The 22,448-nt window shown below is 46.3% G+C and carries 23 protein-coding genes; 17 read left to right on the plus strand and 6 right to left on the minus strand.

The features are described from left to right. Positions 1–17 precede the first annotated feature (17 nt). From BOQ04_RS01165 to BOQ04_RS01195, 7 genes are read left to right on the plus strand one after another with little or no spacing between them, the layout of a single operon-like run. Positions 18–545, plus strand: coding sequence for an OmpH/Skp family outer membrane protein (locus BOQ04_RS01165; protein WP_076022941.1), 528 nt, complete (start codon positions 18–20; stop codon positions 543–545). A gap of 5 nt (positions 546–550) precedes the next feature. After that, entirely contained in the window at positions 551–1,618 is a 1,068-nt protein-coding gene (gene lpxD, locus BOQ04_RS01170; RefSeq protein ID WP_076022942.1) for a UDP-3-O-(3-hydroxymyristoyl)glucosamine N-acyltransferase, read from the plus strand. A 47-nt stretch (positions 1,619–1,665) separates the two neighbouring features. After that, on the plus strand, positions 1,666–2,115 hold the full coding sequence (fabZ, locus tag BOQ04_RS01175; RefSeq protein ID WP_076022943.1) for a 3-hydroxyacyl-ACP dehydratase FabZ: 450 nt from the start codon (positions 1,666–1,668) through the stop codon (positions 2,113–2,115). Next, positions 2,115–2,912 (plus strand): acyl-ACP--UDP-N-acetylglucosamine O-acyltransferase, encoded by a 798-nt coding sequence (gene lpxA, locus BOQ04_RS01180; protein ID WP_076022944.1) that lies wholly within the window; start codon positions 2,115–2,117, stop codon positions 2,910–2,912. The genes fabZ and lpxA overlap by 1 nt, the downstream gene beginning before the upstream one ends. Positions 2,913–2,926: 14 nt before the next feature. Beyond that, positions 2,927–4,120, plus strand: a complete 1,194-nt coding sequence (gene lpxB / locus BOQ04_RS01185; RefSeq protein ID WP_083657459.1) for a lipid-A-disaccharide synthase — start codon at positions 2,927–2,929, stop codon at positions 4,118–4,120. Further along, positions 4,117–4,707 carry a ribonuclease HII gene (rnhB, locus tag BOQ04_RS01190; RefSeq protein ID WP_083657460.1) on the plus strand — a complete coding sequence of 197 codons (591 nt, stop codon included), beginning with the start codon at positions 4,117–4,119 and terminating at the stop codon, positions 4,705–4,707. The genes lpxB and rnhB overlap by 4 nt, the downstream gene beginning before the upstream one ends. Further along, entirely contained in the window at positions 4,707–5,531 is an 825-nt protein-coding gene (locus BOQ04_RS01195; protein ID WP_076022946.1) for a TrmH family RNA methyltransferase, read from the plus strand. The genes rnhB and BOQ04_RS01195 overlap by 1 nt, the downstream gene beginning before the upstream one ends. A gap of 7 nt (positions 5,532–5,538) precedes the next feature. On the opposite strand, the gene ppsR is transcribed toward BOQ04_RS01195, so the two are convergent. Further along, positions 5,539–6,366 carry a posphoenolpyruvate synthetase regulatory kinase/phosphorylase PpsR gene (ppsR, locus tag BOQ04_RS01200; RefSeq protein WP_076022947.1) on the minus strand — a complete coding sequence of 276 codons (828 nt, stop codon included), beginning with the start codon at positions 6,364–6,366 and terminating at the stop codon, positions 5,539–5,541. Between the two features lie 107 nt (positions 6,367–6,473). Here ppsR and ppsA point away from each other — a divergent pair, with 107 nt between their 5' ends. After that, positions 6,474–8,870: a phosphoenolpyruvate synthase gene (ppsA, locus tag BOQ04_RS01205; RefSeq protein ID WP_076022948.1), complete on the plus strand. Its 2,397-nt coding sequence runs from the start codon at positions 6,474–6,476 to the stop codon at positions 8,868–8,870. A 59-nt stretch (positions 8,871–8,929) separates the two neighbouring features. Here the strand turns inward: ppsA and BOQ04_RS01210 are convergent, their stop codons facing one another. The 5 genes from BOQ04_RS01210 to smpB form a co-directional block, all read right to left on the minus strand. After that, positions 8,930–9,805, minus strand: coding sequence for a proteasome-type protease (locus BOQ04_RS01210; RefSeq protein WP_076022949.1), 876 nt, complete (start codon positions 9,803–9,805; stop codon positions 8,930–8,932). Positions 9,806–9,857: 52 nt separating this feature from the next. Then, positions 9,858–10,655 (minus strand): transglutaminase family protein, encoded by a 798-nt coding sequence (locus BOQ04_RS01215; protein WP_076022950.1) that lies wholly within the window; start codon positions 10,653–10,655, stop codon positions 9,858–9,860. 6 nt (positions 10,656–10,661) lie between these two features. Then, positions 10,662–11,639, minus strand: a complete 978-nt coding sequence (locus tag BOQ04_RS01220) for an alpha-E domain-containing protein (RefSeq protein WP_076022951.1) — start codon at positions 11,637–11,639, stop codon at positions 10,662–10,664. Positions 11,640–11,659: 20 nt separating this feature from the next. After that, the gene (locus BOQ04_RS01225) at positions 11,660–13,072 is read right to left on the minus strand and encodes a circularly permuted type 2 ATP-grasp protein (protein ID WP_076022952.1); all 1,413 of its coding nucleotides are present in this window, start codon (positions 13,070–13,072) and stop codon (positions 11,660–11,662) included. Positions 13,073–13,194: 122 nt separating this feature from the next. Then, positions 13,195–13,647: an SsrA-binding protein SmpB gene (gene smpB / locus BOQ04_RS01230; protein ID WP_076022953.1), complete on the minus strand. Its 453-nt coding sequence runs from the start codon at positions 13,645–13,647 to the stop codon at positions 13,195–13,197. 26 nt (positions 13,648–13,673) lie between these two features. Here smpB and BOQ04_RS01235 point away from each other — a divergent pair, with 26 nt between their 5' ends. Genes BOQ04_RS01235 through queE form a run of 9 tightly spaced genes read left to right on the plus strand, consistent with a single transcriptional unit; the run spans position 13,674 to position 22,442 of the window. Beyond that, positions 13,674–14,105 carry a type II toxin-antitoxin system RatA family toxin gene (locus tag BOQ04_RS01235; protein WP_076022954.1) on the plus strand — a complete coding sequence of 144 codons (432 nt, stop codon included), beginning with the start codon at positions 13,674–13,676 and terminating at the stop codon, positions 14,103–14,105. Next, entirely contained in the window at positions 14,098–14,448 is a 351-nt protein-coding gene (locus BOQ04_RS01240; RefSeq protein ID WP_083657461.1) for an RnfH family protein, read from the plus strand. Before BOQ04_RS01235 ends, BOQ04_RS01240 begins: the two co-directional genes overlap by 8 nt. 26 nt (positions 14,449–14,474) lie before the next feature. Further along, positions 14,475–15,938 carry an IMP dehydrogenase gene (guaB, locus tag BOQ04_RS01245; RefSeq protein ID WP_076022955.1) on the plus strand — a complete coding sequence of 488 codons (1,464 nt, stop codon included), beginning with the start codon at positions 14,475–14,477 and terminating at the stop codon, positions 15,936–15,938. 25 nt (positions 15,939–15,963) lie between these two features. Next, on the plus strand, positions 15,964–17,571 hold the full coding sequence (gene guaA, locus BOQ04_RS01250) for a glutamine-hydrolyzing GMP synthase (RefSeq protein WP_076022956.1): 1,608 nt from the start codon (positions 15,964–15,966) through the stop codon (positions 17,569–17,571). Positions 17,572–17,594: 23 nt separating this feature from the next. After that, positions 17,595–18,395, plus strand: coding sequence for a ferritin-like domain-containing protein (locus tag BOQ04_RS01255; RefSeq protein WP_076022957.1), 801 nt, complete (start codon positions 17,595–17,597; stop codon positions 18,393–18,395). Beyond that, entirely contained in the window at positions 18,392–20,278 is a 1,887-nt protein-coding gene (locus BOQ04_RS01260) for a B12-binding domain-containing radical SAM protein (RefSeq protein ID WP_076022958.1), read from the plus strand. The genes BOQ04_RS01255 and BOQ04_RS01260 overlap by 4 nt, the downstream gene beginning before the upstream one ends. A gap of 47 nt (positions 20,279–20,325) precedes the next feature. Next, positions 20,326–21,027: a hypothetical protein gene (locus BOQ04_RS01265; protein ID WP_076022959.1), complete on the plus strand. Its 702-nt coding sequence runs from the start codon at positions 20,326–20,328 to the stop codon at positions 21,025–21,027. A gap of 5 nt (positions 21,028–21,032) precedes the next feature. Then, positions 21,033–21,740: a hypothetical protein gene (locus BOQ04_RS01270; protein WP_233126595.1), complete on the plus strand. Its 708-nt coding sequence runs from the start codon at positions 21,033–21,035 to the stop codon at positions 21,738–21,740. A gap of 48 nt (positions 21,741–21,788) precedes the next feature. After that, entirely contained in the window at positions 21,789–22,442 is a 654-nt protein-coding gene (queE, locus tag BOQ04_RS01275; protein ID WP_076022961.1) for a 7-carboxy-7-deazaguanine synthase, read from the plus strand. Positions 22,443–22,448 lie beyond the last annotated feature (6 nt).

The raw sequence follows: 22,448 nt of genomic DNA on the forward strand, positions 1-22,448 counted from the left end.
TGTTTAAGGAAAGTTTTATGAAGCTGCGTCAATCCTCTAAGTGGATTCAATTGAGTTTGGTAGCCTTTGCCTCTGCCCTTTTGGCATCACATGCATTTGCTCAGGATGCTGGTACGCGTGTTGCAGTGGTTAACTCAGAAAAAGTGTTTAATGAGTCAAACTTGGCAAAGGCGATGCAAACGCGTTTGCAGAACGAATTTACCAAACGTCAAAATGACTTACGTGATAGTGCTCAAAAAATTAAGAGTGCCGCTGAGAAATTGGATCGTGATGCGGCTGTCATGACCGAGGCAGAGCGTATCCGTCGTCAACGTGAATTGGCAGATCAAGATCGCGAGCTGCAACGTAAACAACGTGAGTTCACTGAAGATTTGAATCAGCGTACTTTTGAGGAGCGCGCCAAAATTGCTGAAAAGGCTAATGCGGTTCTCAAGCAAATCGCTGAGCAGCGCAAAATTGATCTCATCGTGCAAGAGGCAGCATATGCCAATCCAAAAGCTGACGTAACCGATGACGTCATCAAGGCTTTGAACAGCCAGAAGTAAGTCTTATGCCCACTGCCATCCAGCTGGCCGAACAGTTTCACATCAGCTTGGTGGGAGAGGGCTCTGCGGTGTTCCGTGGGTTAGCCCCCTTGGAGCAGGCTCAAGCAGATCAAATCTCTTTTCTTTCAAATCCACTTTACCGTACTCAAGCTCTAGACAGTGCGGCTGGTGGTTTAATTCTTAGTCAATCAGACTATGAGTTTCTTAATGCGAACTCAACTAGCGCTAGTTCTAAGCGGGTTTATTTTGTTGCAAAAAATCCCTATGCAACTTTTGCTAGAATGGCGCAGTATTTTGCTAAAGCCTCTGCTAGAGAGCATATGCCAGGCATTCATGCCAATGCAGTAATTGACCCTTCAGCAGTCATTCCTGACTCTTGTCATATTGGCCCCTTTGTCCAAATTGGATCGGGAGTGCATTTGGGTGAGCGGGTAGTCATTTTAGGAAATGTCTCGATTGCCAATGGGGTAGTTATTGGAGGTGACACAACCATTCATCCAGCGGTATCCATTTACGCTCAAACACAAATTGGTGAGCGTTGCATTATTCATAGTGGAGCTATTCTAGGCGCGGATGGTTTTGGTTTTGCCCCTGATTTTTCAGCAAGCGGCGGTGAGTGGGTCAAGATTCCTCAAACTGGTAGGGTTGTCATTGGTAATGATGTGGAGATTGGCGCCTCTACTACGATTGACCGTGGCGCAATGACTGACACTACCATTGGCTCCGGAACCAAGATTGATAATCAAGTTCAGATTGCACACAACGTGATTATTGGTAATTGCTGCGTGATTGCTGGATGTGCTGCAATTTCAGGGAGCACCAAGATCGGTAATTTTTGCATCATAGGTGGGGCAGCCAATTTTGCTGGTCACCTGACGATTGCTGATAGAACAACAGTTTCTGGAAATACATCTATTATTCGCTCCATTACAGAGCCTGGACAGCACTTCACAGGTGTTTATCCCTCCATGCTGCATGCGGCCTGGGAGAAAAATGCCGCAATTTTGCGTGGGCTCGATAAAATACGTCAACGCTTACGTTTGCTAGACAAGAATAAAGCGACAGAGTCATAGGCTGTTAGCAGTCATTTCATCATTCATCTTTTTATGTAGGTAAGCTCATGAGTAAAGCAATCGCAATCGACATCAATCAAATTTTGAAGTTATTGCCACATCGCTACCCTTTTTTATTGGTTGACCGCGTACTGGAGTTAACTCCACGCGAAAGCATTACAGCCTTAAAAAATGTCACAATGAATGAACCTTTTTTTCAAGGACATTTCCCTGATTTTCCGGTGATGCCTGGCGTCTTAATTATTGAAGCCCTTGCTCAAACTGCTGCTTTACTGACCTTCTCTGAAGAGCGTCAAGAGGATGCAATTTATTACTTTGCTGGGATCGATGGCGCACGCTTTAAAAAGCCTGTTTTACCTGGGGATCAGTTGATCATGACCGCTAAATTAGAGCGTGAACGCGCTGGAATCTATAAGTTTCAAGTCCAAGCAACTGTAGATGGTGAATTAGCGGCAGAGGCTAATATTACTTGTGCGGTACGTACGAAAGGCGCGTAATGACTCGGATTCATGCATCCGCTCTTGTAGATAGTAAAGCTGAGTTAGCTGACGATGTCGAGATCGGCCCCTATTCCGTAATTGGTCCTAATGTCAAAATTGACTCTGGCACTAAGGTTGGCTCTCATACAGTCATTGAGGGTTACACCACAATCGGCCGGGAGAATAATTTTGCTCACTTCGCTGCTATTGGTGGCGCGCCGCAGGATATGAAATATCGTGGTGAACCAACCCAATTAATTATTGGCGATCGTAATACGATCCGTGAATTCACCACCATTCATACTGGTACCTCACAAGATGAGGGGATCACGCGTATTGGTGATGATAATTGGATCATGGCTTATGTGCATATTGCCCATGATTGTCAAATTGGTAATCACACTATATTTTCAAGTAATGCGCAGATTGCGGGTCACGTGCAAGTCTGTGATTGGGCGATCATGGGTGGTATGTCAGGCGTACATCAATTTGTGCGCGTTGGCCAACATGCCATGCTAGGTGGGGCATCTGCTTTGGTACAAGATATCCCGCCATTTGTCATTGCTGCTGGCGATAAAGCATCACCACATGGCATTAACGTTGAGGGTTTAAAGCGTCGGGGATTTTCTAGCGAAACCATTTCTGCATTACGCCAAGCCTATAAGGTGCTTTACAAAGATGGTCTCAGTTTTGAAGAGGCAAAAGTAGAAATTCAAAAAATAGCCCTTGCTCATTCAGCCGATGCTGCTACTGCAGAAAAGCTTACCCAGTTCCATGATTTTATTGCCGCCTCAACGCGCGGCATTATTCGTTAACGATAGGTAAGGCTTTGCCAAAATTAGCCTGCGTAGCTGGTGAGCCATCGGGTGATTTACTGGCTGCCCCTGTTTTAAATGCGCTTCAGCAAATTCCAGATATGTCTGGAATAGAAATGTATGGCATCGGCGGCCCTCGGATGCAGGCGGAAGGCTTTCGTTCCGATTGGTCAATGGAAACACTCAGTGTGCGCGGCTATGTTGAGGCTATTAAACAATTACCTGCAATTCTGAAATTACGTCGACAACTCATTGACAATTTAATGGGGGAAGGGCGCCCTGATGTTTTTTTAGGAATTGATGCGCCTGACTTTAATTTGGGTGTGGAGTTAAAGTTGCGTGAAGCAGGTATTCCTACTCTGCATTTGGTATCCCCTTCGATTTGGGCATGGCGTGCTAGCCGCATCAATAAGATTGCACGCGCTGTAGACCGAATGTTGTGCATCTTCCCGTTTGAAACGGAAATATATGCACGTGCTGGTGTCCCGGCAACTTATGTCGGTCATCCGCTAGCCAGTGATATTCCACTTCTCCCGGATACAAGTAGCGCCAGAAATAAAATTGCCTCACTAATGCATATTGACCGTCCTAACTTAGATGGGACTGTCATCGCTGTGTTGCCTGGTAGCCGGGGCTCGGAGATAGAGCATATCGCGCCAATATTCTTTGAAACCATGAGTCTGATAGCCCATAGAATGGCTGGGCAAAAACTACACTTTTTCATTCCAGTTGCTACACCACGCCTTCGAGAGCCGTTGGAGGCTTTACTTGTTCAAGTTAAAAAAAGAAATCCTGACATTCGGATTCACTTGATAGACGGTCATGCGGACCCTATCTTGGAGGCAGCGGATGCTGTTCTGATTGCTAGTGGCACAGCCACCTTACAAGCTGCTTTATGGAAAAAGCCAATGGTAATTTCTTATAAGGTGCCTTGGTTAACGGCGCAAATCATGAAGCGTCAAGGCTACCTGCCATATGTTGGGTTGCCTAATATTCTTTGTGGTGAGTTTGTTGTTCCAGAGTTACTGCAAGATGATGCTACGCCAGAAAATTTAGCCAATGCGGTAATGAACTGGTTAGATCATCCCGAGAAGGTATTGCAGTTGAAGGAGCGCTTTATGCAGATGCATGAAACCTTGCGCCGACCCACTGGCTTGCTGGTTGCGCAGGCTATCACTCAAGTCATTCAAGCTGGTCATAGCACATGAGTGCTATATGGATATGTGGGGTAGATGAGGCAGGTCGTGGCCCCTTAGTGGGGTCGGTAGTTGCTGGCGCCGTAGTATTGGATTCGAATCACCCGATTGAGGGTTTGAGGGACTCCAAAAAATTGTCCCCTGCAAAGCGAGAGTTTCTCTTTGAGCAAATTGTTAGCAATGCCAAAGCCTGGGGAATTGGTGAGGCTAGCGCGCAAGAGATTGATCAAATCAATATATTGCAAGCTACTATGCTGGCTATGCGTCGTGCAATAGAGGACCTGACTACCCGTTTAGGTGCTTGGCCGGATAAAGCCTTAATTGATGGTAATCGCTGCCCTGAGTTGACGATTCCAGCAGAGGCAATTGTGAAGGGTGATTCAAAAGAGCCTGCTATTTCAGCGGCATCTATTTTGGCTAAGGTAACGCGTGATCGGCAGATGATGGTTTTACATGAGCAGTATCCACATTATGGCTTTGCGCAACATATGGGTTACCCCACAGAATTTCATTTTGCTGCTTTAAAACAGTTTGGTGCATGTGACCAACATCGCCGCAGTTTCTCGCCCGTAAGAAATGTTTTAGAGGTGAATGCGTGATGGCGTTTGATTTAATTTCATCAAAAGAAAATTCTTTATTTAAAGAGCTGCGTCTCTTGCAGGCTACGGGTTCAAAAGGTCAGAAGGTACGCTTGGCAAGTGGCCATGCTTTGCTTGAGGGCATTCATTTAATTCAGACTTGGGTAGGCGATCCTGCCCTTAAAACACTCTTCACTTCAGAGTTTGGATTGCAAAATCCCGAAATCTCAGAGGCAGTTTATTCTCACCTTGAGATTTGCCCAGAAACCCGAATATTTCAATTGGACTCGAGTCTGTGGGATCAATTAAGCGAACTGGCAAATGCACCGCACATCGCCGGCTTACTCAATCTTCCGGCTTCACGCCTTAAAGCGCCGCAATCGATTTCAAACTTAGAGGGTGATCTAGTCATCTTGGATCGGATTCAGGATGCAGGCAATGTAGGTTCTATTCTACGCACAGCCGCAGCGGCAGGTTTTACACAGGTTATAGCCCTATCGGGATGTGCGCACTTATGGTCTAGCAAGGTATTAAGAGCCGGTATGGGCGCTCATCGTCTTTTGGATTTATATGAGGGCTGGTCCAATCAGCAACTCTTGAGTGCCGTGACAGCACCTTTGCTTGCAGCTGCTGCCGATGCTCCGCAGGATTTATTTGATCTTCGAGAAGAGCTCATGCATCCAGTGGCGTGGGTAATGGGGAGCGAGGGGCAAGGTGTTTCAAGTGATTTGATGGCGCAGGCCAAACCCGTCTCCATCCCAATTGACCCACGGGTTGAATCACTCAATGTTTCTACAGCAGCTGCTATTTGTCTTTTTGAAACAGTTCGAGTTCGACGCTCTTAAGTGACTCTCATCCCAAAATCGTTTTATCGGATTTAATGGCCTGAAGAACGGTTGTCGCGATTTCTTCGATTGATTTGCTAGTGGTTGCCACCCAGGGAATAGATTCCTTTTTCATCATTGCGGTAGCCTCATTGATTTCATAGCGACAATTCTCTAATTTGGCATAGTTACTGCCTGGACGTCGTTCATTGCGAATTTCAGATAAGCGCTCAGCATCGATCATCAACCCAAAAATTTTATGGCGGTAAGGTGCTAAATCTTTAGGCAATTGACCGCGTTCAAAATCCTCTGGGATGAGGGGGTAATTAGCCGCCTTCATGCCGTACTGCATTGCCAAATAGAGGCTGGTAGGGGTCTTACCAACACGGGAAATGCCCACAAGAATGACATCTGCATCAGCTAGATTTTTATTCGACTGCCCATCATCGTGAGCCAGGGAGTAGTTAATCGCTTCAATACGGTTTTTATAGGCCGCAGTGTCAGCATTGTGATGCAAGCGGTTCATTGCATGGGTCGATTTCAGGCCAAGCGCTTGTTCGAGGGGCGCAACAAAGGTTTGGAACATATCCAAAATTAAGCCATTAGCCCGAGCAACAATGGCATTTAATTCAGGGGTAATAAGAGTAGTAAAAACAATGGGTTGGACACCATACTTAGAGGCAGCCTGATTAATCGCTGCAACGGCATCATGGGCTTTATCGACGCTATCTACAAAAGGCACCCGAATATGCTTAAAAGTGGCCTCAAATTGCGCCAAAATTGACTGGCTGAAGTTCTCGGCAGTAATGCCAGTGCCATCGGAAACAATAAAAACAATGCGGGGGTCGTTGGACATAGGATTTGGGCTAAAAGTCATGGTCAGCACTACAATATGAGGTTATTGAAGTATGCCGTATTTTGTTCGGCCGCTCGACCAGTTTCCTTATCCTTAGAGAGTTTTATATGTCCAACCAACAGCAGCAAAATAGCAATGTAGCAAACGCCTATGTTCTCCCTTTTGAGCAACTCCGCATGACCGATGTTGAATCGGTTGGCGGTAAGAATGCTTCTTTAGGAGAGATGATTTCTCAATTGGCTACTACCGGTGTGCGTGTGCCAACCGGTTTTGCAACCACAGCCTTAGCCTTCCGTGACTTCTTAGAGCACAATAATTTGACTGAGCGCATTCAAAAGCGCTTGGAAAATCTCAATATTGATGATGTGCGTGCATTGGCTGAAGCCGGTAAAGAAATCCGTCATTGGATCGAAACTGCACCATTTCAGGAGCGCTTGGATCAAGAAATCCGTGAGGCATTCGCTAAATTAGACGATTCTGGTAAAGGCTCATTTGCAGTGCGCTCCTCTGCAACAGCGGAAGACTTGCCAGATGCTTCTTTTGCTGGTCAGCAAGAGACCTTCCTGAACGTGGAAGGTATTGATGATGTTCTAAAGAAGATTCGTGAAGTATTTGCATCCCTTTATAACGACCGCGCTATTTCTTATCGCGTTCATAAGGGTTTTGCTCATGCCGAAGTTGCCTTGTCTGCAGGCATTCAGCGCATGGTACGTTCTGACTTAGGTGCAGCCGGTGTGATGTTTACTCTGGATACTGAATCTGGTTTTGAAGATGTCGTGTTTATTACTTCTAGCTATGGCTTGGGTGAAACAGTGGTGCAGGGCGCGGTTAATCCGGATGAGTTTTATGTATTCAAAACCACTTTAGCTAAAGACAAAAAAGCGATCATTCGCCGTTCTTTAGGTTCTAAGTTAATTCAGATGCAATTTGCTCCAGCAGGCTCGACTGAAAAAGTGATCACCGTTGATGTTAGCCCAGAGAAACGCAACCGGTTTTCTTTAGAAGACGCAGATATTACTGAGTTAGCTAAATACGCAGTCATTATTGAAAAGCACTATGGTCGTCCAATGGACATCGAGTGGGGTAAGGATGGTCAAGATGGCCGTATCTACATCTTGCAAGCTCGCCCAGAGACCGTAAAGAGTCAGGCAGCTGGTCAGGTAGAGATGCGCTATAAATTGAAGGGCAGCTCTAAGGTTTTGGCTAAAGGACGTGCAATTGGTCAAAAAATTGGTGCGGGCCCCGTTCGCGTGATTCGCGATCCAAGCGAAATGGATCGTGTACAACCTGGCGATGTATTGGTTGCCGATATGACCGACCCGAACTGGGAGCCGGTGATGAAGCGTGCTTCAGCGATCATTACTAATCGCGGCGGCCGTACTTGCCATGCTGCAATTATTGCCCGTGAGTTGGGTGTGCCAGCGGTTGTAGGTTGCGGTGACGCTACTGAACATTTGCAAGATGGCATGATGGTGACCGTTTCTTGTGCAGAGGGTGATGAGGGTCACATTTACGATGGCTTGATTGAGACTGAAGTCACTGAGGTTTCTCGCGGAGCTCTCCCAGAGATTCCTGTGAAAATCACCATGAACATTGGCAATCCTCAGTTGGCATTTGATTTCTGTCAGATCCCCAATGCTGGGGTTGGCTTAGCCCGTCTTGAGTTCATTATCAATAACTACATTGGTGTTCATCCGCGTGCTGTTTTGGAGTATCCAAATATTGATGCTGACCTGAAGCGTGCCGTTGAAAGTGTTGCGCGTGGTTATGCAAGTCCACGTCAGTTTTATGAGGATAAATTAGTTGAGGGTGTTGCTACCATTGCGGCTGCTTTCTATCCAAAGCCAGTGATTGTGCGTTTGTCTGACTTTAAGTCAAACGAGTACAAAAAGCTGATTGGTGGTTCACGTTATGAGCCGGATGAAGAAAATCCAATGCTTGGTTTCCGCGGCGCATCCCGTTATGTGTCTGCTGATTTTGGCGAGGCTTTTGCTTTGGAGTGCGCTGCAATGAAGCGTGTTCGTGAAGATATGGGCCTGGACAACGTTGAAATCATGGTTCCATTTGTGCGTACGATCAAGCAGGCTGAGCGTGTCATTGACATGATGGCTAAGTTAGGCCTCAAGCGTGGTGAAAATGGCTTACGTCTCATCATGATGTGCGAAATTCCTTCAAATGCTATTTTGGCCGATCAGTTCTTAGAGCATTTTGATGGTTTCTCCATTGGCTCTAACGATATGACTCAGTTAACTCTGGGTCTTGACCGTGACTCTGGTATGGAGCTGTTGGCGATCGACTTTGATGAGCGTGATCCTGCGGTTGAGTTCATGATTGCGCGCTCTATCGAAGCTTGCCGTAAGCAAAATAAATATGTTGGAATCTGTGGTCAAGGACCTTCTGATCACCCTGACTTTGCTCGTTGGTTGGTGGAGAAGGGCATTACTTCCATCTCATTAAATCCTGATAGCGTAGTTGCTACATGGGAAATGCTTGGTAAGCAGTAAGCAGCAAAAGAAGTTTGATCAAGACCTCTCAATAAGGTCTTGATCCCAAGGCGGTTTGTTTAGGCTTTTGCCTTTACAGCCGCCTTTTTCTTTTTAGCCGGCGCAATGGCCTTAACTGACTTTTTTCCTTTGGTCATACTTAGACTCGGTTTATTGATTGGCACCAAGCCCATTTTCTTTGCAGGTGCCGAGATAGAGCCACCCGGCGTGCTAGTTGACCAAGTGGGTTCTGCAATGGAGTTAAATGCAGACCGCAATTTTTCTCCCCAAAGCTGATGAATCATCTGGAAGTAGGGGTTGGATTCATCCAGGGTGACGAGCTTATTGGGTTTTAAGGAGTTCTTCTCATACACCAATAAATCAAGTGGTAGGCCTACGGAAATATTACTGTTGAGCGTTGAGTCCATTGAAATCAGGGCACACTTAGTTGCTAGGTCTAGTGAGGTATCAAAGCCCAGGACGCGATCTAGGATGGGTTTGCCATACTTAGATTCACCAATTTGGAAATAACAAGTCTCAGGGGTAGCTTCAATAAAATTACCAGCTGAGTAGATGTTAAAAAGTCTTGGTCTTTCGCCTTTAATTTGACCGCCAAAAATTAAATTGCAATTAAAGTCAATGCCGGCTTTTTCTAGGGCCGCATGATCTCTCTCGTAGACCTGCTTTACTGCATCTCCAACCACTACGGCTGCATCATGCGCATTTTTGATATTCCACAAGTTTTTGCCATTGAGCAATTGACCCTGAAGCAAGATTTCTTTTATGGCCTGAGTAATAGCTAAATTTCCAGCACTCATCAGCGCAAAAAATCGATCGCTGCTTTGAAACAATGACATCTTTCGAAAGGTGCCGATCTGGTCAACGCCAGCATTGGTGCGTGTATCAGATAAAAAAACTAAACCATCCTTTAGGCAAAGCCCAACACAATATGTCATACAACAACCCCTTCAATTAATTTCCTAGAATTATCTCTTAATTGTGGGGTACTTAGTCCAACTTCTGAATAGAGATATTGGCGGTTAATTCTTCACCGCCGCCGCCTGATCGAACGCCCTTCACAGGGGCGGCAGAGTAGTAGTCGCGGCCAATTGCTAGGCGAATATGGCGTGCGTCTACTAAGCAGGCATGAGTGATGTCTACGCTGTGCCAGATACCTTTGGCGATGTCACTACAGAAATCAATCCAAGCATGGCTGGCAAGATTAGGTGATTCTTCTGCAAAGAAATAGCCGCTGACATAGCGTGCTGGAATATTGGAGGCGCGACAAATGCTAAGCATGACGTGGGCGTGATCTTGGCAAACTCCTGAGCGCATTGCAAATGATTGAGCTGCTGTGGTTGCGAAATTAGTTTGTCCTGGATTGTATGTAATGGCTCCTTGTACTGCTCCAGCAAGCTTTAATACTGCATCCACCGAGTTTGTCTTTGGAAGGTGTGGGGCAAAATATTCGAGCATGGCTTCAGAGGGCTCAGTCAAATTAGTTTGCTGTAAAAGATAAAAGGGCGACACAGCCTTAGCATCATCGATAAACTCAGATGCCCCTTCTGTTTGTACTTCACCCTCGGCTTCAATCATCATTGAGGTGTATGGCGACTCCTGAACAAATACGCTATAGGTGTTACCAAAAGCGTCTATTGAGTTGCTGGCCTTGATGGGCGTGCTAATTTTCCACTTATCAATTTTTTGACCTGCCACATTGGCAGGCGTTAGGCGCAACTCTTGAATCGAGTAGTGAACCGGTGTTTCATAGCGGTACTCGGTGCGATGGCGAATTTTTAGGTGCATATGTTCTTAGGCTACCGCTAAAGGTATGAGATAAGCATTACTAAATTCATCAGCAATGTGGTTGATGCGAGCCAAAAATTCCTCAATATATTCTTCAAGACCCTGGGCAAATACTTCATCGATATCGGAATAATCTAAATTGGCCTTGAGCTTTCCTAGCAGACGTTCAATTTCTTTGGATTGAGCATTTTTGATTTCCGCTACCAATGGAATGAGTTCATTTACGCAGCAAACCAAGGAGCGCGGCATTTGTTTATTGAATATCAATAATTGAGCGACTTGTTTGGGTGTTACTTGATCAGAATAGATTTGGCGGTAGATTTCAAAAGCGGAGACGGAGCGTAGTAAGGCAGCCCAGTGATAAAAATCAAAGAACTCACCATCAGTGCCATCATCCGCGCGCTTCTCATTTGCGCCTAAAACCTTTGCGCTCTGACCTTCATATTTAGTTTGCAAGATGCGGGCGGTATTGTCTGCGCGCTCTAAAAGAGTTCCCACATTCATGAAGTAGAAAGATTGATTCTTAAGCATGGTGCCATGCATTACCCCTCTAAAGAGGTGGCAGCGATGTTTTACCCATTCGAGCAATCTACTAGGGTCGGCTGAGTTACGCGCCTCCACAATCCTCTGCCATTCGAGCCAAGTGGTATTTTGAGTTTCCCATACTTCCGAGGTAATTTTTCCACGTATAACGCGTGCATTCTCACGGGCGGCAAATAGGCACGAAGCAATGCTAGAGCTATTACTGGTTTCATAAATCATAAAATCCAATACATTCTCACGATTGATCACTTCATATTTTGCTAAAAAACTATCTTCGAGTTTGGAGATGGTCAGCAATTTTTTCCAGCTTTGCTCTAAAAATTCTTCGGGCTGGGGAAGCAATGACGTCTGGTGATTGACATCAAGCATGCGCGCGGTATTCTCAGCGCGTTCTGTGTAACGGGCCATCCAGTAAAGGCAATCAGCGGTGCGACTCAGCATATTTTTTCTTCGCTCTTCTTTTATTCTTCTAGAACCCAGGTGTCCTTCGTGCCGCCACCTTGTGAGGAATTCACCACCAAGGAGCCTTCTTTTAAGGCAACTCGTGTTAATCCGCCTGGAACCATTTTGATGGTTTTTCCTGAGAGGACAAATGGACGTAAATCAATATGACGAGGTGCTACACCAGACTCAACAAAGGTTGGGCAAGTCGATAGCGCTAAGGTAGGCTGAGCAATGTATTTATCTGGATTGGCTAGCAAGTGAACTCTAAATTCCTCAATCTCTGCTTTGGTAGATGCTGGGCCAACCAACATGCCGTATCCGCCGGCACCATGCGTTAATTTAACGACTAGCTTATCGAGGTTGGCTAGGGTGTATGCCAAGTCATCTGACTTACGACACTGAAAGGTGGGAACATTATTGAGGATGGGCTTCTCGCCCAAATAGAACTCAATCATATCTGGTACGTAAGGGTAGATTGATTTGTCATCTGCAACACCGGTACCAATTGCATTGGCTAGGGTGACATTGCCTGCGCGATGTGCTGACAACAAACCAGCAACGCCTAAAGTAGAGTCTGAGCGAAATGCCAGGGGATCTAGGAAGTCATCATCCACGCGGCGGTAGATCACATCAACGCGCTCTGGGCCTTGGGTGGTGCGCATAAAGACTTGCTCATTCTTGACAAATAAGTCTTTACCTTCGACCAACTCAACTCCCATTTGCTGGGCAAGATAGCTATGTTCAAAATAAGCTGAGTTGTACATCCCCGGGGTGAGCACAACTACATTGGGTTTTTTAACATCATCCGGCTTGACTGACTTCAAGCATTCGAGCAGTAGATCGGGGTAATGCTCAACCGGTGCAACCCGATATTTTTGAAACAAATCTGGAAAGAGGCGCATCATCATCTTGCGATCTTCAACCATATAAGAAACGCCGGATGGTACGCGCAGATTATCTTCTAATACATAAAACTCACCTTCGCCTGCCCGCACAATATCAATACCCGCGATTTGCGCATAAATATCTCGAGGCACATTCACGTTGCGCATTTCTGGGCGATATTGCGCATTGTTATAAATTTGCTCGCCAGGAATAATCCCAGCTTTAATAATTTCTTCGTCGTGATAGACGTCGTAAATAAAACGATTGAGTGCTTTTACTCGCTGGCGCAATCCGGCCTCAAGTTGCTCCCATTCTTTGGCTGTAAAGATGCGAGGGACCTGATCAAAGGGAATGGTTCTTTCCGAGCCAAGGTCGTCGCCATAAACTGCAAAGGTGATTCCAACTCTGCGGAATATGAGATCAGCTTCAGCACGCTTCAGACCCATCAGGGTATCGCTCTGCTGTTTTAGCCAGTTATGGAATATTTGGTAATGTGGCCGCGCTTTACCGCTGGCATCGAGCATTTCGTCAAAGGGCAATTTCATAGTTACAAAATAACGCCTTTTGGATGGCTGCATTGAGGTCGAGGTAGCGGCTTGGTGCTTATATGCACTAAATTAGTGCATAAATGCCTACTTAAGCTTCCCTAGTGGGTGTTTAGCCCAGTTTAGGCGTTTAAGTCACCTCTGGCAATACGACCTTTTTGCACCTCCCACTCCCGCTCTTTAGTGGCTGCACGTTTGTCATGTTGCTTTTTGCCTCGAGCCAAGCCAATTTCGCACTTCACATTCCCCTTGGAGAAATGTAGGTTTAAGGGGACTAGGGTGTAGCCCTTTTGTTCCACTTTGCCAATCAACTTTCGGATCTCAATCGCATTCAAAAGTAGTTTTCGGGTGCGTGTGCTATCCGGAACAATATGGGTGGAAGCAGATAGCAGGGGGGTGATGTGGCAACCTATGAGGAATAGCTCCGCCTGGCGAATGACGACATACGCTTCTTTAATGTGCACGCGACCAGCCCGGATTGCCTTAACCTCCCAGCCTTCCAGAACCAGCCCTGCTTCAAAGCGTTCCTCGATAAAATAATCGAAGAAGGCTTTTTTGTTATCGACGATACTCATATTTATTTAGCTTCTCAAGATCGATTATGGCAGACGTCTATAAGACCGTTTTAATTGGCCAATCCGCTGACCGGATGTACGGCCTAGTAACTGATGTTGCGCGTTATCCAGAGTTCTTGCCTTGGTGTGGAGGAGTAGAGATTTTTGAGCAAACCGAGACGGTGTTAGATGCCAAAATCAATATCCAATTTAAGGGTATTTCTCAGTTTTTCCATACCCGCAATGTCAATCATCGTCCAGAAACCATTGATATGGTTTTTGTAGATGGCCCATTTAAGCAATTTTCAGGGCAATGGAATTTCATTCCATTGGGCGAGGATGCCTGTAAGGTTGAATTCAAGCTGCACTGGGAGTTCAAGAGTGTCATTCTGGACAAGATCATCGGCCCAGTTTTTAGCCACATAGCGGGTACGTTTGTGGACTGTTTTGTAAAGCGGGCTGAAACACTCTATGAGTGAGAGCGCTCTCGAGATTTTGCTGTGCGATGCGAGGGGGCGACAGCCCATCTTGAGGCCTTTCAGGCTTGAGTTGCGCCCAGGAGAGCTTGCCACGGTTGGCTTGGCACTGTGTAAAGCGGGGATTGCCAGTGGCCCAGAGGACCCTGTTTTAGAGCGAAAAGGTAGTTTTGGTGTCTTTGGGAAGCGCAAGGATTGGGATAGCCCACTGTATTCCGGGGATCGCTTGGAGCTGTACGCCCCACTGTTGATTGATCCTAAGGCGGTTCGTCGAAAGAAGGCCAATCAGAATCAGGATGCCAAATTTCAAGCTGCCGCAGCTAGAAGGAAGGCTAGGAGGCTATAATCTGTTTTTGCGACTAGGGGTTTTGCATGCGACTCATTCAAAAAGCACTCACTTTTGACGATGTGCTCCTCGTACCGGCTTATTCATCGGTACTTCCTCGAGATGCCAGTTTGGCAAGTAAGTTAACTCGAGACATTTCACTCAATACACCATTGGTTTCAGCTGCTATGGATACTGTGACCGAGGGTCGCTTAGCGATTGCTATGGCCAGCGAGGGCGGTATTGGGATTATTCATAAAAATTTAACGCCAACAGAGCAAGCTCGTGAAGTAGCTAAAGTAAAGCGTTATGAATCTGGTGTTCTGCGTGATCCGATCACCATAGGGCCAGATGTCACACTGCGTCAGGTTATTCAATTGTCGCGCGAACATGGATTCTCGGGATTTCCAGTGTTGATTGGTAAAGAAGTTGTCGGAATCATTACCAACCGAGATTTGCGCTTTGAAGAAGATCTTGATACTCCCGTCAAAACTAAAATGACACCCCGTGAGCGCTTGATTACTGTAAAAGAAGGTTGCTCTCTTGATGAAGCCAAGCGCCTCATGAGTCAGCATCGCTTAGAGCGCGTATTGGTTGTCAACGACAAGTTCGAGCTGCGTGGCTTGATTACAGTTAAAGATATTTTGAAGGCGACTGAGCACCCAAATGCCTGTAAAGATAGCGAAGGAAAGTTACGCGTTGGAGCGGCAGTTGGCGTAGGCCCCGACAATGATGAGCGTATTGAGCTCCTGGTTCGTGCAGGTGTGGATGTCATCGTGGTTGATACTGCGCATGGTCACAGCCAAGGCGTATTGGATCGCGTGAAGTGGGTGAAAAAGAATTACCCACAAGTTCAGGTAATTGGTGGAAATATTGCCACTGGCGATGCTGCAAAAGCATTAGCTGATCATGGCGCTGATGGGGTCAAAGTAGGTATTGGCCCGGGATCTATTTGCACTACTCGTATCGTAGCTGGTGTTGGAGTTCCTCAAATTAGCGCCATTGTGAATGTGGCGGCAGCCCTAAAGGGTACAGGGATTCCTTTGATCGCTGATGGCGGCGTTCGTTACTCTGGTGACGTGGCTAAAGCATTGGCAGCAGGCGCAAGCTCTGTCATGATGGGTGGCATGTTTGCTGGTACAGAAGAAGCGCCTGGTGAGGTATTTTTGTATCAAGGGCGTTCATACAAGAGCTATCGTGGTATGGGTTCATTGGGCGCGATGGCCGATGGTTCTGCAGATCGCTACTTCCAAAGCGATATTGTTGCTAATGCTGAAAAACTGGTTCCTGAAGGTATTGAAGGTCAAGTGCCTTATAAAGGCAGCGTGCTTGCAATCTTGCATCAATTGACTGGCGGCATTCGCTCATCAATGGGTTATTTAGGATGCAGAACAATTGACGAATTGCATAAAAAAGCCAATTTTGTGGAAATCACTTCTGCTGGTGTGCGCGAGTCGCATGTCCATGATGTGAAGATCACTAAAGAAGCGCCAAATTACCATATTGATTAAGACTTAAATTAAGGCTGTTTCTTTCGTGCACGACAAAATACTTATTCTCGACTTTGGATCACAAGTAACCCAGTTAATTGCGAGACGCGTACGCGATGCAAAAGTGTATTCAGAGATTCACCCATACGATTGTGACCCTGAGTTCATTCGTCGCTTTGTAGGGGAGCAAGGTTGTAAGGGAATCATTTTGTCAGGAGGCCCAAGCTCAGTGACTGAGGATGGCAGCCCACGTGCACCCCAAATAGTGTTTGAATTAGGTGTTCCCGTTTTGGGGATTTGCTATGGCATGCAAACCATGGCAACTCAGTTGGGTGGCGCAGTTGCTTCGGCGGAGTCACTCGGTAAAGCCCGTGAGTTTGGTTACTCTGAAGTGCGTGCGCATGGACACACCGAGTTGCTCAAAGGAATTGAAGATTTCGCGACTAGTGAAGGTCACGGTATTCTGAAAGTATGGATGAGTCATGGTGATTCAGTCACCACACTGCCGCCCGCATTTAAATTAATGGCCTCTACGGAGTCATGTCCCATCGCTGGTATGGCTGACGAAGACCGCCGCTTTTATGCTTTTCAATTTCATCCAGAAGTAACGCACACCATACAAGGCACAGCCATCCTTGAGCGTTTTGTTCATCAGATTTGTGAATGCAAGGCCGATTGGGTGATGGGCGATTACATTGCTGAAGCGGTCGAACATATTCGTCAGCAAGTTGGTGATGACGAAGTCATTCTTGGGCTTTCTGGTGGCGTTGATTCTAGTGTTGCAGCAGCACTGATCCATCGGGCAATCGGTGACCAGCTGACCTGTGTGTTTGTCGATCATGGTTTGCTTCGCCTGAATGAAGGCGATATGGTGATGGAAATGTTTGCACGCAATTTGGGTGTCAAAGTGATCCGGGTAGATGCTGCCAATACTTTTATGTCCCAATTAGCTGGTGTGGCGGATCCAGAGGCCAAGCGCAAAATCATTGGCAAAGAATTTGTGGAGATTTTCCAAGCAGAATCTGGAAAAATTCAGAACGCTAAATGGTTGGCTCAAGGCACCATTTACCCTGATGTTATTGAATCGGCCGGCAAAGGGAAGAAGGGTGCGCACACCATTAAGAGTCATCATAATGTCGGCGGCCTCCCCGAAGATATGCATCTGAAGTTACTTGAACCATTGCGCGAACTCTTTAAAGATGAGGTGCGTGAGTTAGGTGTTGCCTTAGGGCTGCCACGAGAAATGGTTTATCGTCATCCATTCCCAGGTCCAGGCCTTGGTGTTCGTATTCTGGGTGAAGTGAAGGCTGAGTTTGCTAGTTTGTTGCAACGAGCTGATGCTATCTTTATTGATGAGCTGCGTAGTAACTTTGATGAAATTAGTGGCAAGTCTTGGTATGACTTAACGAGCCAAGCTTTTGCTGTCTTTTTGCCAGTTAAATCAGTTGGTGTGATGGGCGATGGACGCACTTATGAGTATGTAGTGGCTCTGCGTGCTGTGCAAACTCAAGACTTTATGACTGCGCATTGGGCTCATCTACCACATGAATTACTGGGTAAAGTATCCAATCGCATCATCAATGAGGTGCGCGGCATTAACCGAGTGGTATACGACATTAGCGGAAAACCGCCGGCCACAATAGAGTGGGAATAAGCAACTTAAGCTTGTGATGAACCATGCTTGAGTTACGAGAAACCGCCCTCGCAATACTGGCAAGCACTGACGCGCAATCAAAGGTAAAGCAGCTGCATCATTTATTTGATGAGTATCAGCTTGGGCGCGTTGGCTTGGTAATCTCTCGCACGCTTGAGGATCGAAGTCTGAATCTGCCGGGACGCCCTTCCAAACCTGAATTGGTTCCGCCCTTGGAGGTGCCAAAAAGAAGAATGGATACCCTTGAAGGAAGGGCTATCCTATTGCACTCACTTGCTCACATTGAATTTAATGCTATGAATCTGGCCTTAGATGCGATTTGGCGATTCTCTGATATGCCTCAAGCGTATTACGAGGATTGGTTGAAAGTAGCCAAAGAGGAGTCATATCATTTCAGCTTAGTGAACGAGCATATGCAGTCTTTAGGTTACTGCTACGGCGATTTTCCAGCGCACAATAGTTTGTGGGAAATGGTTGAGAGAACATCAGATGCAGTGATTGCCAGAATGGCCTTGGTTCCAAGAACTATGGAGGCCCGAGGCTTAGATGCGGTTCCAGGGATTCGTGATCGCTTCAAGCAAGTTAAAGAAAGCAGGGCAGTAGAAATACTAGAGATTATTCTTCATGATGAGATAGGCCATGTCTTAATTGGTAATCGCTGGTTTAATTTTTTATGTTCCAAGGCTGGCCTATCTCCAATCGCCACCTATCGAGATTTGGCGAGAAAATATTGTGCACCCACTCTGAGGGGGCCATTTAATGTGGAGGCTCGTAAGCAGGCTGGCTTTACCTCTGAAGAGTTAAGTATTCTGGGGGTGATATGAAGGTTCTGAGTCTCATTCCTCCGATGACTCAATTAAATACGCCGTACCCATCGACTGCCTATCTCACTGGTTTTTTACGTTCAAGAAAAATCAATGCCGTTCAAGAGGATTTGGCACTTGCCTTAGTTCTTGATTTTTTTACACCCGCTGGCCTTGCTCAAATAAGAGCGCAAGCCTTAAGCCTGCCTGAGCAAGAGCGTTCTGCAAGCGTTCATTTTTTCCTAGATTATTTTGAAGATTATCAAAGTACTATCGCGCCAGTCATCGCCTTTTTGCAAGGTCGTGATAGCACCTTAAGTCACCGAATCAATAGCCGAGACTTTTTGCCAGAAGGACCTAGATTTACAGTCATTGATGCTTTTGATGATGACTCGGGAGATTCTTTAGCTTGGGCTTTCGGCGCTTTGGGTTCACAAGATAGAGCGCGCCACTTTGCCACCCTCTATTTAAATGATTTGTCAGATGTGTTGCACGATGCGGTGGACGATCGCTTCGAGTTTGTACGTTATGCCGAATCTCTAGCCAGCAGTCAGCCAAGTTTTGAGCCATTAGCCCAAGCTCTGGCAGCTAAGCCAACATTAATGGATGAATATCTTCGGCGCTTGACAATCGAGGCGCTCGATAAACATCAACCATCTTTGGTATTGCTCTCAGTACCTTTTCCTGGTGCAATGTACGCAGCACTTCGCATCGCTCAAACGATTAAGGCCAGCTACCCAACAATCAAAATAGGTTTGGGCGGGGGCTATGTTAATACAGAGTTACGCGAGTTAGATGAGCCAAGAATATTTAATTTCGTTGATTTCATTACCCTCGATTCTGGGGAGAGGCCTTTACTCTCGTTGTTAGAGCATCTTGCCGGCAAACGAAGTGCCGATCGCTTGGTAAGAACATTTATTCGAAATGAGCAAAATCAGGTTGAATATAAAAACTGGCCCGAACCAGATATTCCTTTCGAGGATGTCGGAACGGCTACCTGGGATGGTTTGCCCTTAGACTCCTATTTATCCCTATTGGATATGCTTAACCCCATGCATCGACTTTGGAGTGATGGCCGGTGGAATAAGCTCACTGTAGCGCATGGATGTTATTGGAAAAAATGCAGTTTTTGTGATGTGAGTTTGGATTACATCTCCCGCTATGAAACGGCATCAGCCTCTTTGTTGGTTGATCGTATCGAGGCCATTATTGCTGAGACTGGGCAAACCGGTTTTCATTTTGTGGATGAGGCAGCACCACCCAAAATACTCAAAGCCTTGGCAGAGGAGTTGTTGCGCCGTAAGGTCCTGATTTCTTGGTGGGGAAATATTCGGTTTGAAAAAACCTTTACCCCTGAGCTTGCGCAACTCTTGGCCAAAAGTGGGTGTATAGCCATGTCCGGTGGGCTGGAAGTGGCCTCTGATCGATTATTAAAATTGATGAAAAAAGGGGTTTCAGTTAATCAAGTTGCACAAGTGACCAAAAGTTTTTCGGATGCAGGCATTTTGGTACATGCTTATTTGATGTACGGATTTCCAACGCAAACCGTTCAAGAGACGGTTGATTCACTTGAATATGTTCGTCAATTATTTGCAAATGGCTGCATTCAAAGCGGTTTCTTTCATCGCTTCAGTTGCACAGTACATTCACCTGTGGGTCTGAATCCCCAAGAGTACGGCATCAAATTAATTCCACTTCCCCCAGTCAGTTTTGCTAAGAATGATATTGGCTTCATAGACCCCAGCGGGGTTGACCATGTGGCGCTTGGTCTTGGATTGAAAAAGGCAATTTATAACTTTATGCATGGCATTGGTCTTGATGAAGATATTCGTGCTTGGTTTGATATCTTGGTGCCAAAGCCTTCTGTCTCGCGCCAGCAAATTGTAAAAGCCTTGCGCATGTAGTAATTTGGTGAAATGATTGTTTAAGATTTCGATTACAGGGTAACTTCATGAACTTATCTAGACGTGCATTTATCACTTCAGCCGCTCTGGCACCGGTTGCCTGCGGAATGCCACTTTCCTATGAAAACGGTACCCCAGTTCCCCAGCCGAGTCCTTTGCCATCCGTTCGATTACCCCAAGTGGGTCAAGAATGGACCTATGTCAAGCGCGACGTCTTTAATGGAAAAACACTTGGGGTGCTTACTGAGCGTGTTGCTAAGGTTGGATCTGCCATTGTGATTGAGCGTAGCTTGGCAGACGGAGCACAATTACCCAGTGAAATTCAGAGTGCATGGGGGATGGTGACGACTGATCCGCAATGGCCTCGTTTGCTTCACTTCAACCCCGCTTTACCCCTTTGGCCGCAAGAGTTATCTAGCAAGTGGAGCAAGCAATTTACTACGCATTACACCATCGGAGATTACTCTGATTCAAAGCTAGGCTGGCAAGAGTACATGAGTGCAGAAGGTTGGGAAAAAATTACGGTACCTGCAGGAGTATTTGTTGCTTTGCGTTACCAAACTCAAATTCATTATCAAAGTGATGATGACAATAAAGTGGATTGCATGCGCAAAGAAACAATGTGGTTTGCTCCAACAATTGGTCGCTGGGTTGCACGCGAAGCCTCTGGTTCTTATGAAATACAAGGCCAGCTAGGTGAAGTAATTAATGAGGGGAGCTATCGTTGGGAGCTGACAGCCTACAAGTAAGTTTAGTGAGTGTATTTTGGCGTGGCCTCGTTCTGGTAACACAGCTTTTGCTAGTGGGTTGTATTTCATCGCAACCTTTCCCAGCTGGCGCCCCATTACCGCAACCTCAACCACTTCCCCTGCTTAGGGCACCTCAAGTTGGTCAAGAGTGGGTGTATGAGGTGCGAAATGTATTTAACCAAGCTATTGTTGATACGGTAACTGAAAAAGTTGTATCGATTGGAGAGCAAGTTCGCATAGCAAGAGCCAGTGAAAAATCTGGTCCATTGCCAGATGAAATCCAAGAGCCTTGGGGATATGTTGTGCAGGATCCCCATTGGAATCCACCGCAAGTATTCAACAAGCCGTTACCTTTGTGGCCAGAGCAGCTCTCTATAGGACCATCTTCATTCATTCGCACCCGTTATCAAGTATTAGGCTTCCCAGATAACTCCTATTACTGGGGTTTCAGTATGCAGGCGATAGAGTGGGAAACAATCTCGGTCCCAGCAGGTCAATTTACTACTTTGAGATACCACAATGAAGCGCCAACATTCCAAAGTAATGATTTATTTAGATTGGCCAACATGCGCCAAGAGGATGTTTGGTTTTCTCCCGAAGTTGGGCGATGGGTTATCCGGAGGTCATATGGAAGATATCTTTTGGGTGGAATGGCCTGGAACAACGCCTTATGGGAGGATTACTTTGAATCGCGCTTGGTGTCGTGGAAGTAAGCAACTTGGCATTAAGCGCTTAAAATAGCGAATCTATTAAAAGCTGCTATGTATACCGTAAAAGAACTCTTTCCCACCCTTCAAGGCGAAGGCGCACATGCTGGTCGCGCTGCTGTATTTTGCCGTTTTGCTGGTTGTAACTTATGGAGCGGCCGCGAAGAGGATCGCCAAACTGCGATCTGCCAATTTTGTGACACTGATTTTGTGGGAAGCGATGGTTTTGGTGGCGGCAAGTTTCAGACTGCGCAAGCTTTAGCTGATGCGATTGAGCTCTCCTGGAAATCTACCTCAGCTGGCCCTCAACAGCGGTATGTTGTTTTTACAGGCGGCGAGCCGCTACTTCAAATCGATCAAGATCTGATTGAGGCAGTGCATGCTAAGGGTTTTAGTATTGCTATAGAAACCAACGGAACAATCAAGGTTCCCAAAGGAATTGATTGGGTTTGTGTCAGCCCTAAGGCGGGTGCTGATTTGATTGTTTTGCAGGCTGATGAAATTAAGCTGGTGATCCCTCAGGCAGGACACGATGCACTAGAGACTTTACTGGCGCGCTTTGAGAAGATGGATTATCGCAATCGTTTCTTGCAAGCTATGGATGGACCCAATCTAAAAGACAATATACAGTTGGCGGTGCGGTTATGTCAGAAACGTCCTTTGTGGCGTTTGAGTGTGCAAACCCACAAGGTTATTGGTATTCGCTAAACAAAC

The organism is Polynucleobacter sphagniphilus, from assembly GCF_001953355.1.
In the GTDB taxonomy this organism is placed as follows: Bacteria; Pseudomonadota; Gammaproteobacteria; order Burkholderiales; family Burkholderiaceae; genus Polynucleobacter; species Polynucleobacter sphagniphilus.

Excerpts from the sequence above, each read along its gene's own strand:
- BOQ04_RS01165 (WP_076022941.1), top strand. The coding sequence starts at position 18 with ATGAAGCTGCGTCAATCCTCTAAGTGGATTCAATTGAGTTTGGTAGCC.
- lpxD (WP_076022942.1), top strand. The coding sequence starts at position 551 with ATGCCCACTGCCATCCAGCTGGCCGAACAGTTTCACATCAGCTTGGTG.
- fabZ (WP_076022943.1), top strand. The coding sequence starts at position 1,666 with ATGAGTAAAGCAATCGCAATCGACATCAATCAAATTTTGAAGTTATTG.
- lpxA (WP_076022944.1), top strand. The coding sequence starts at position 2,115 with ATGACTCGGATTCATGCATCCGCTCTTGTAGATAGTAAAGCTGAGTTA.
- rnhB (WP_083657460.1), top strand. The coding sequence starts at position 4,117 with ATGAGTGCTATATGGATATGTGGGGTAGATGAGGCAGGTCGTGGCCCC.
- BOQ04_RS01195 (WP_076022946.1), top strand. The coding sequence starts at position 4,707 with ATGGCGTTTGATTTAATTTCATCAAAAGAAAATTCTTTATTTAAAGAG.
- ppsR (WP_076022947.1), bottom strand. The coding sequence starts at position 6,366 with ATGTCCAACGACCCCCGCATTGTTTTTATTGTTTCCGATGGCACTGGC.
- ppsA (WP_076022948.1), top strand. The coding sequence starts at position 6,474 with ATGTCCAACCAACAGCAGCAAAATAGCAATGTAGCAAACGCCTATGTT.
- BOQ04_RS01210 (WP_076022949.1), bottom strand. The coding sequence starts at position 9,805 with ATGACATATTGTGTTGGGCTTTGCCTAAAGGATGGTTTAGTTTTTTTA.
- BOQ04_RS01215 (WP_076022950.1), bottom strand. The coding sequence starts at position 10,655 with ATGCACCTAAAAATTCGCCATCGCACCGAGTACCGCTATGAAACACCG.
- BOQ04_RS01220 (WP_076022951.1), bottom strand. The coding sequence starts at position 11,639 with ATGCTGAGTCGCACCGCTGATTGCCTTTACTGGATGGCCCGTTACACA.
- BOQ04_RS01225 (WP_076022952.1), bottom strand. The coding sequence starts at position 13,072 with ATGAAATTGCCCTTTGACGAAATGCTCGATGCCAGCGGTAAAGCGCGG.
- smpB (WP_076022953.1), bottom strand. The coding sequence starts at position 13,647 with ATGAGTATCGTCGATAACAAAAAAGCCTTCTTCGATTATTTTATCGAG.
- BOQ04_RS01235 (WP_076022954.1), top strand. The coding sequence starts at position 13,674 with ATGGCAGACGTCTATAAGACCGTTTTAATTGGCCAATCCGCTGACCGG.
- BOQ04_RS01240 (WP_083657461.1), top strand. The coding sequence starts at position 14,098 with ATGAGTGAGAGCGCTCTCGAGATTTTGCTGTGCGATGCGAGGGGGCGA.
- guaB (WP_076022955.1), top strand. The coding sequence starts at position 14,475 with ATGCGACTCATTCAAAAAGCACTCACTTTTGACGATGTGCTCCTCGTA.
- BOQ04_RS01255 (WP_076022957.1), top strand. The coding sequence starts at position 17,595 with ATGCTTGAGTTACGAGAAACCGCCCTCGCAATACTGGCAAGCACTGAC.
- BOQ04_RS01260 (WP_076022958.1), top strand. The coding sequence starts at position 18,392 with ATGAAGGTTCTGAGTCTCATTCCTCCGATGACTCAATTAAATACGCCG.
- BOQ04_RS01265 (WP_076022959.1), top strand. The coding sequence starts at position 20,326 with ATGAACTTATCTAGACGTGCATTTATCACTTCAGCCGCTCTGGCACCG.
- queE (WP_076022961.1), top strand. The coding sequence starts at position 21,789 with ATGTATACCGTAAAAGAACTCTTTCCCACCCTTCAAGGCGAAGGCGCA.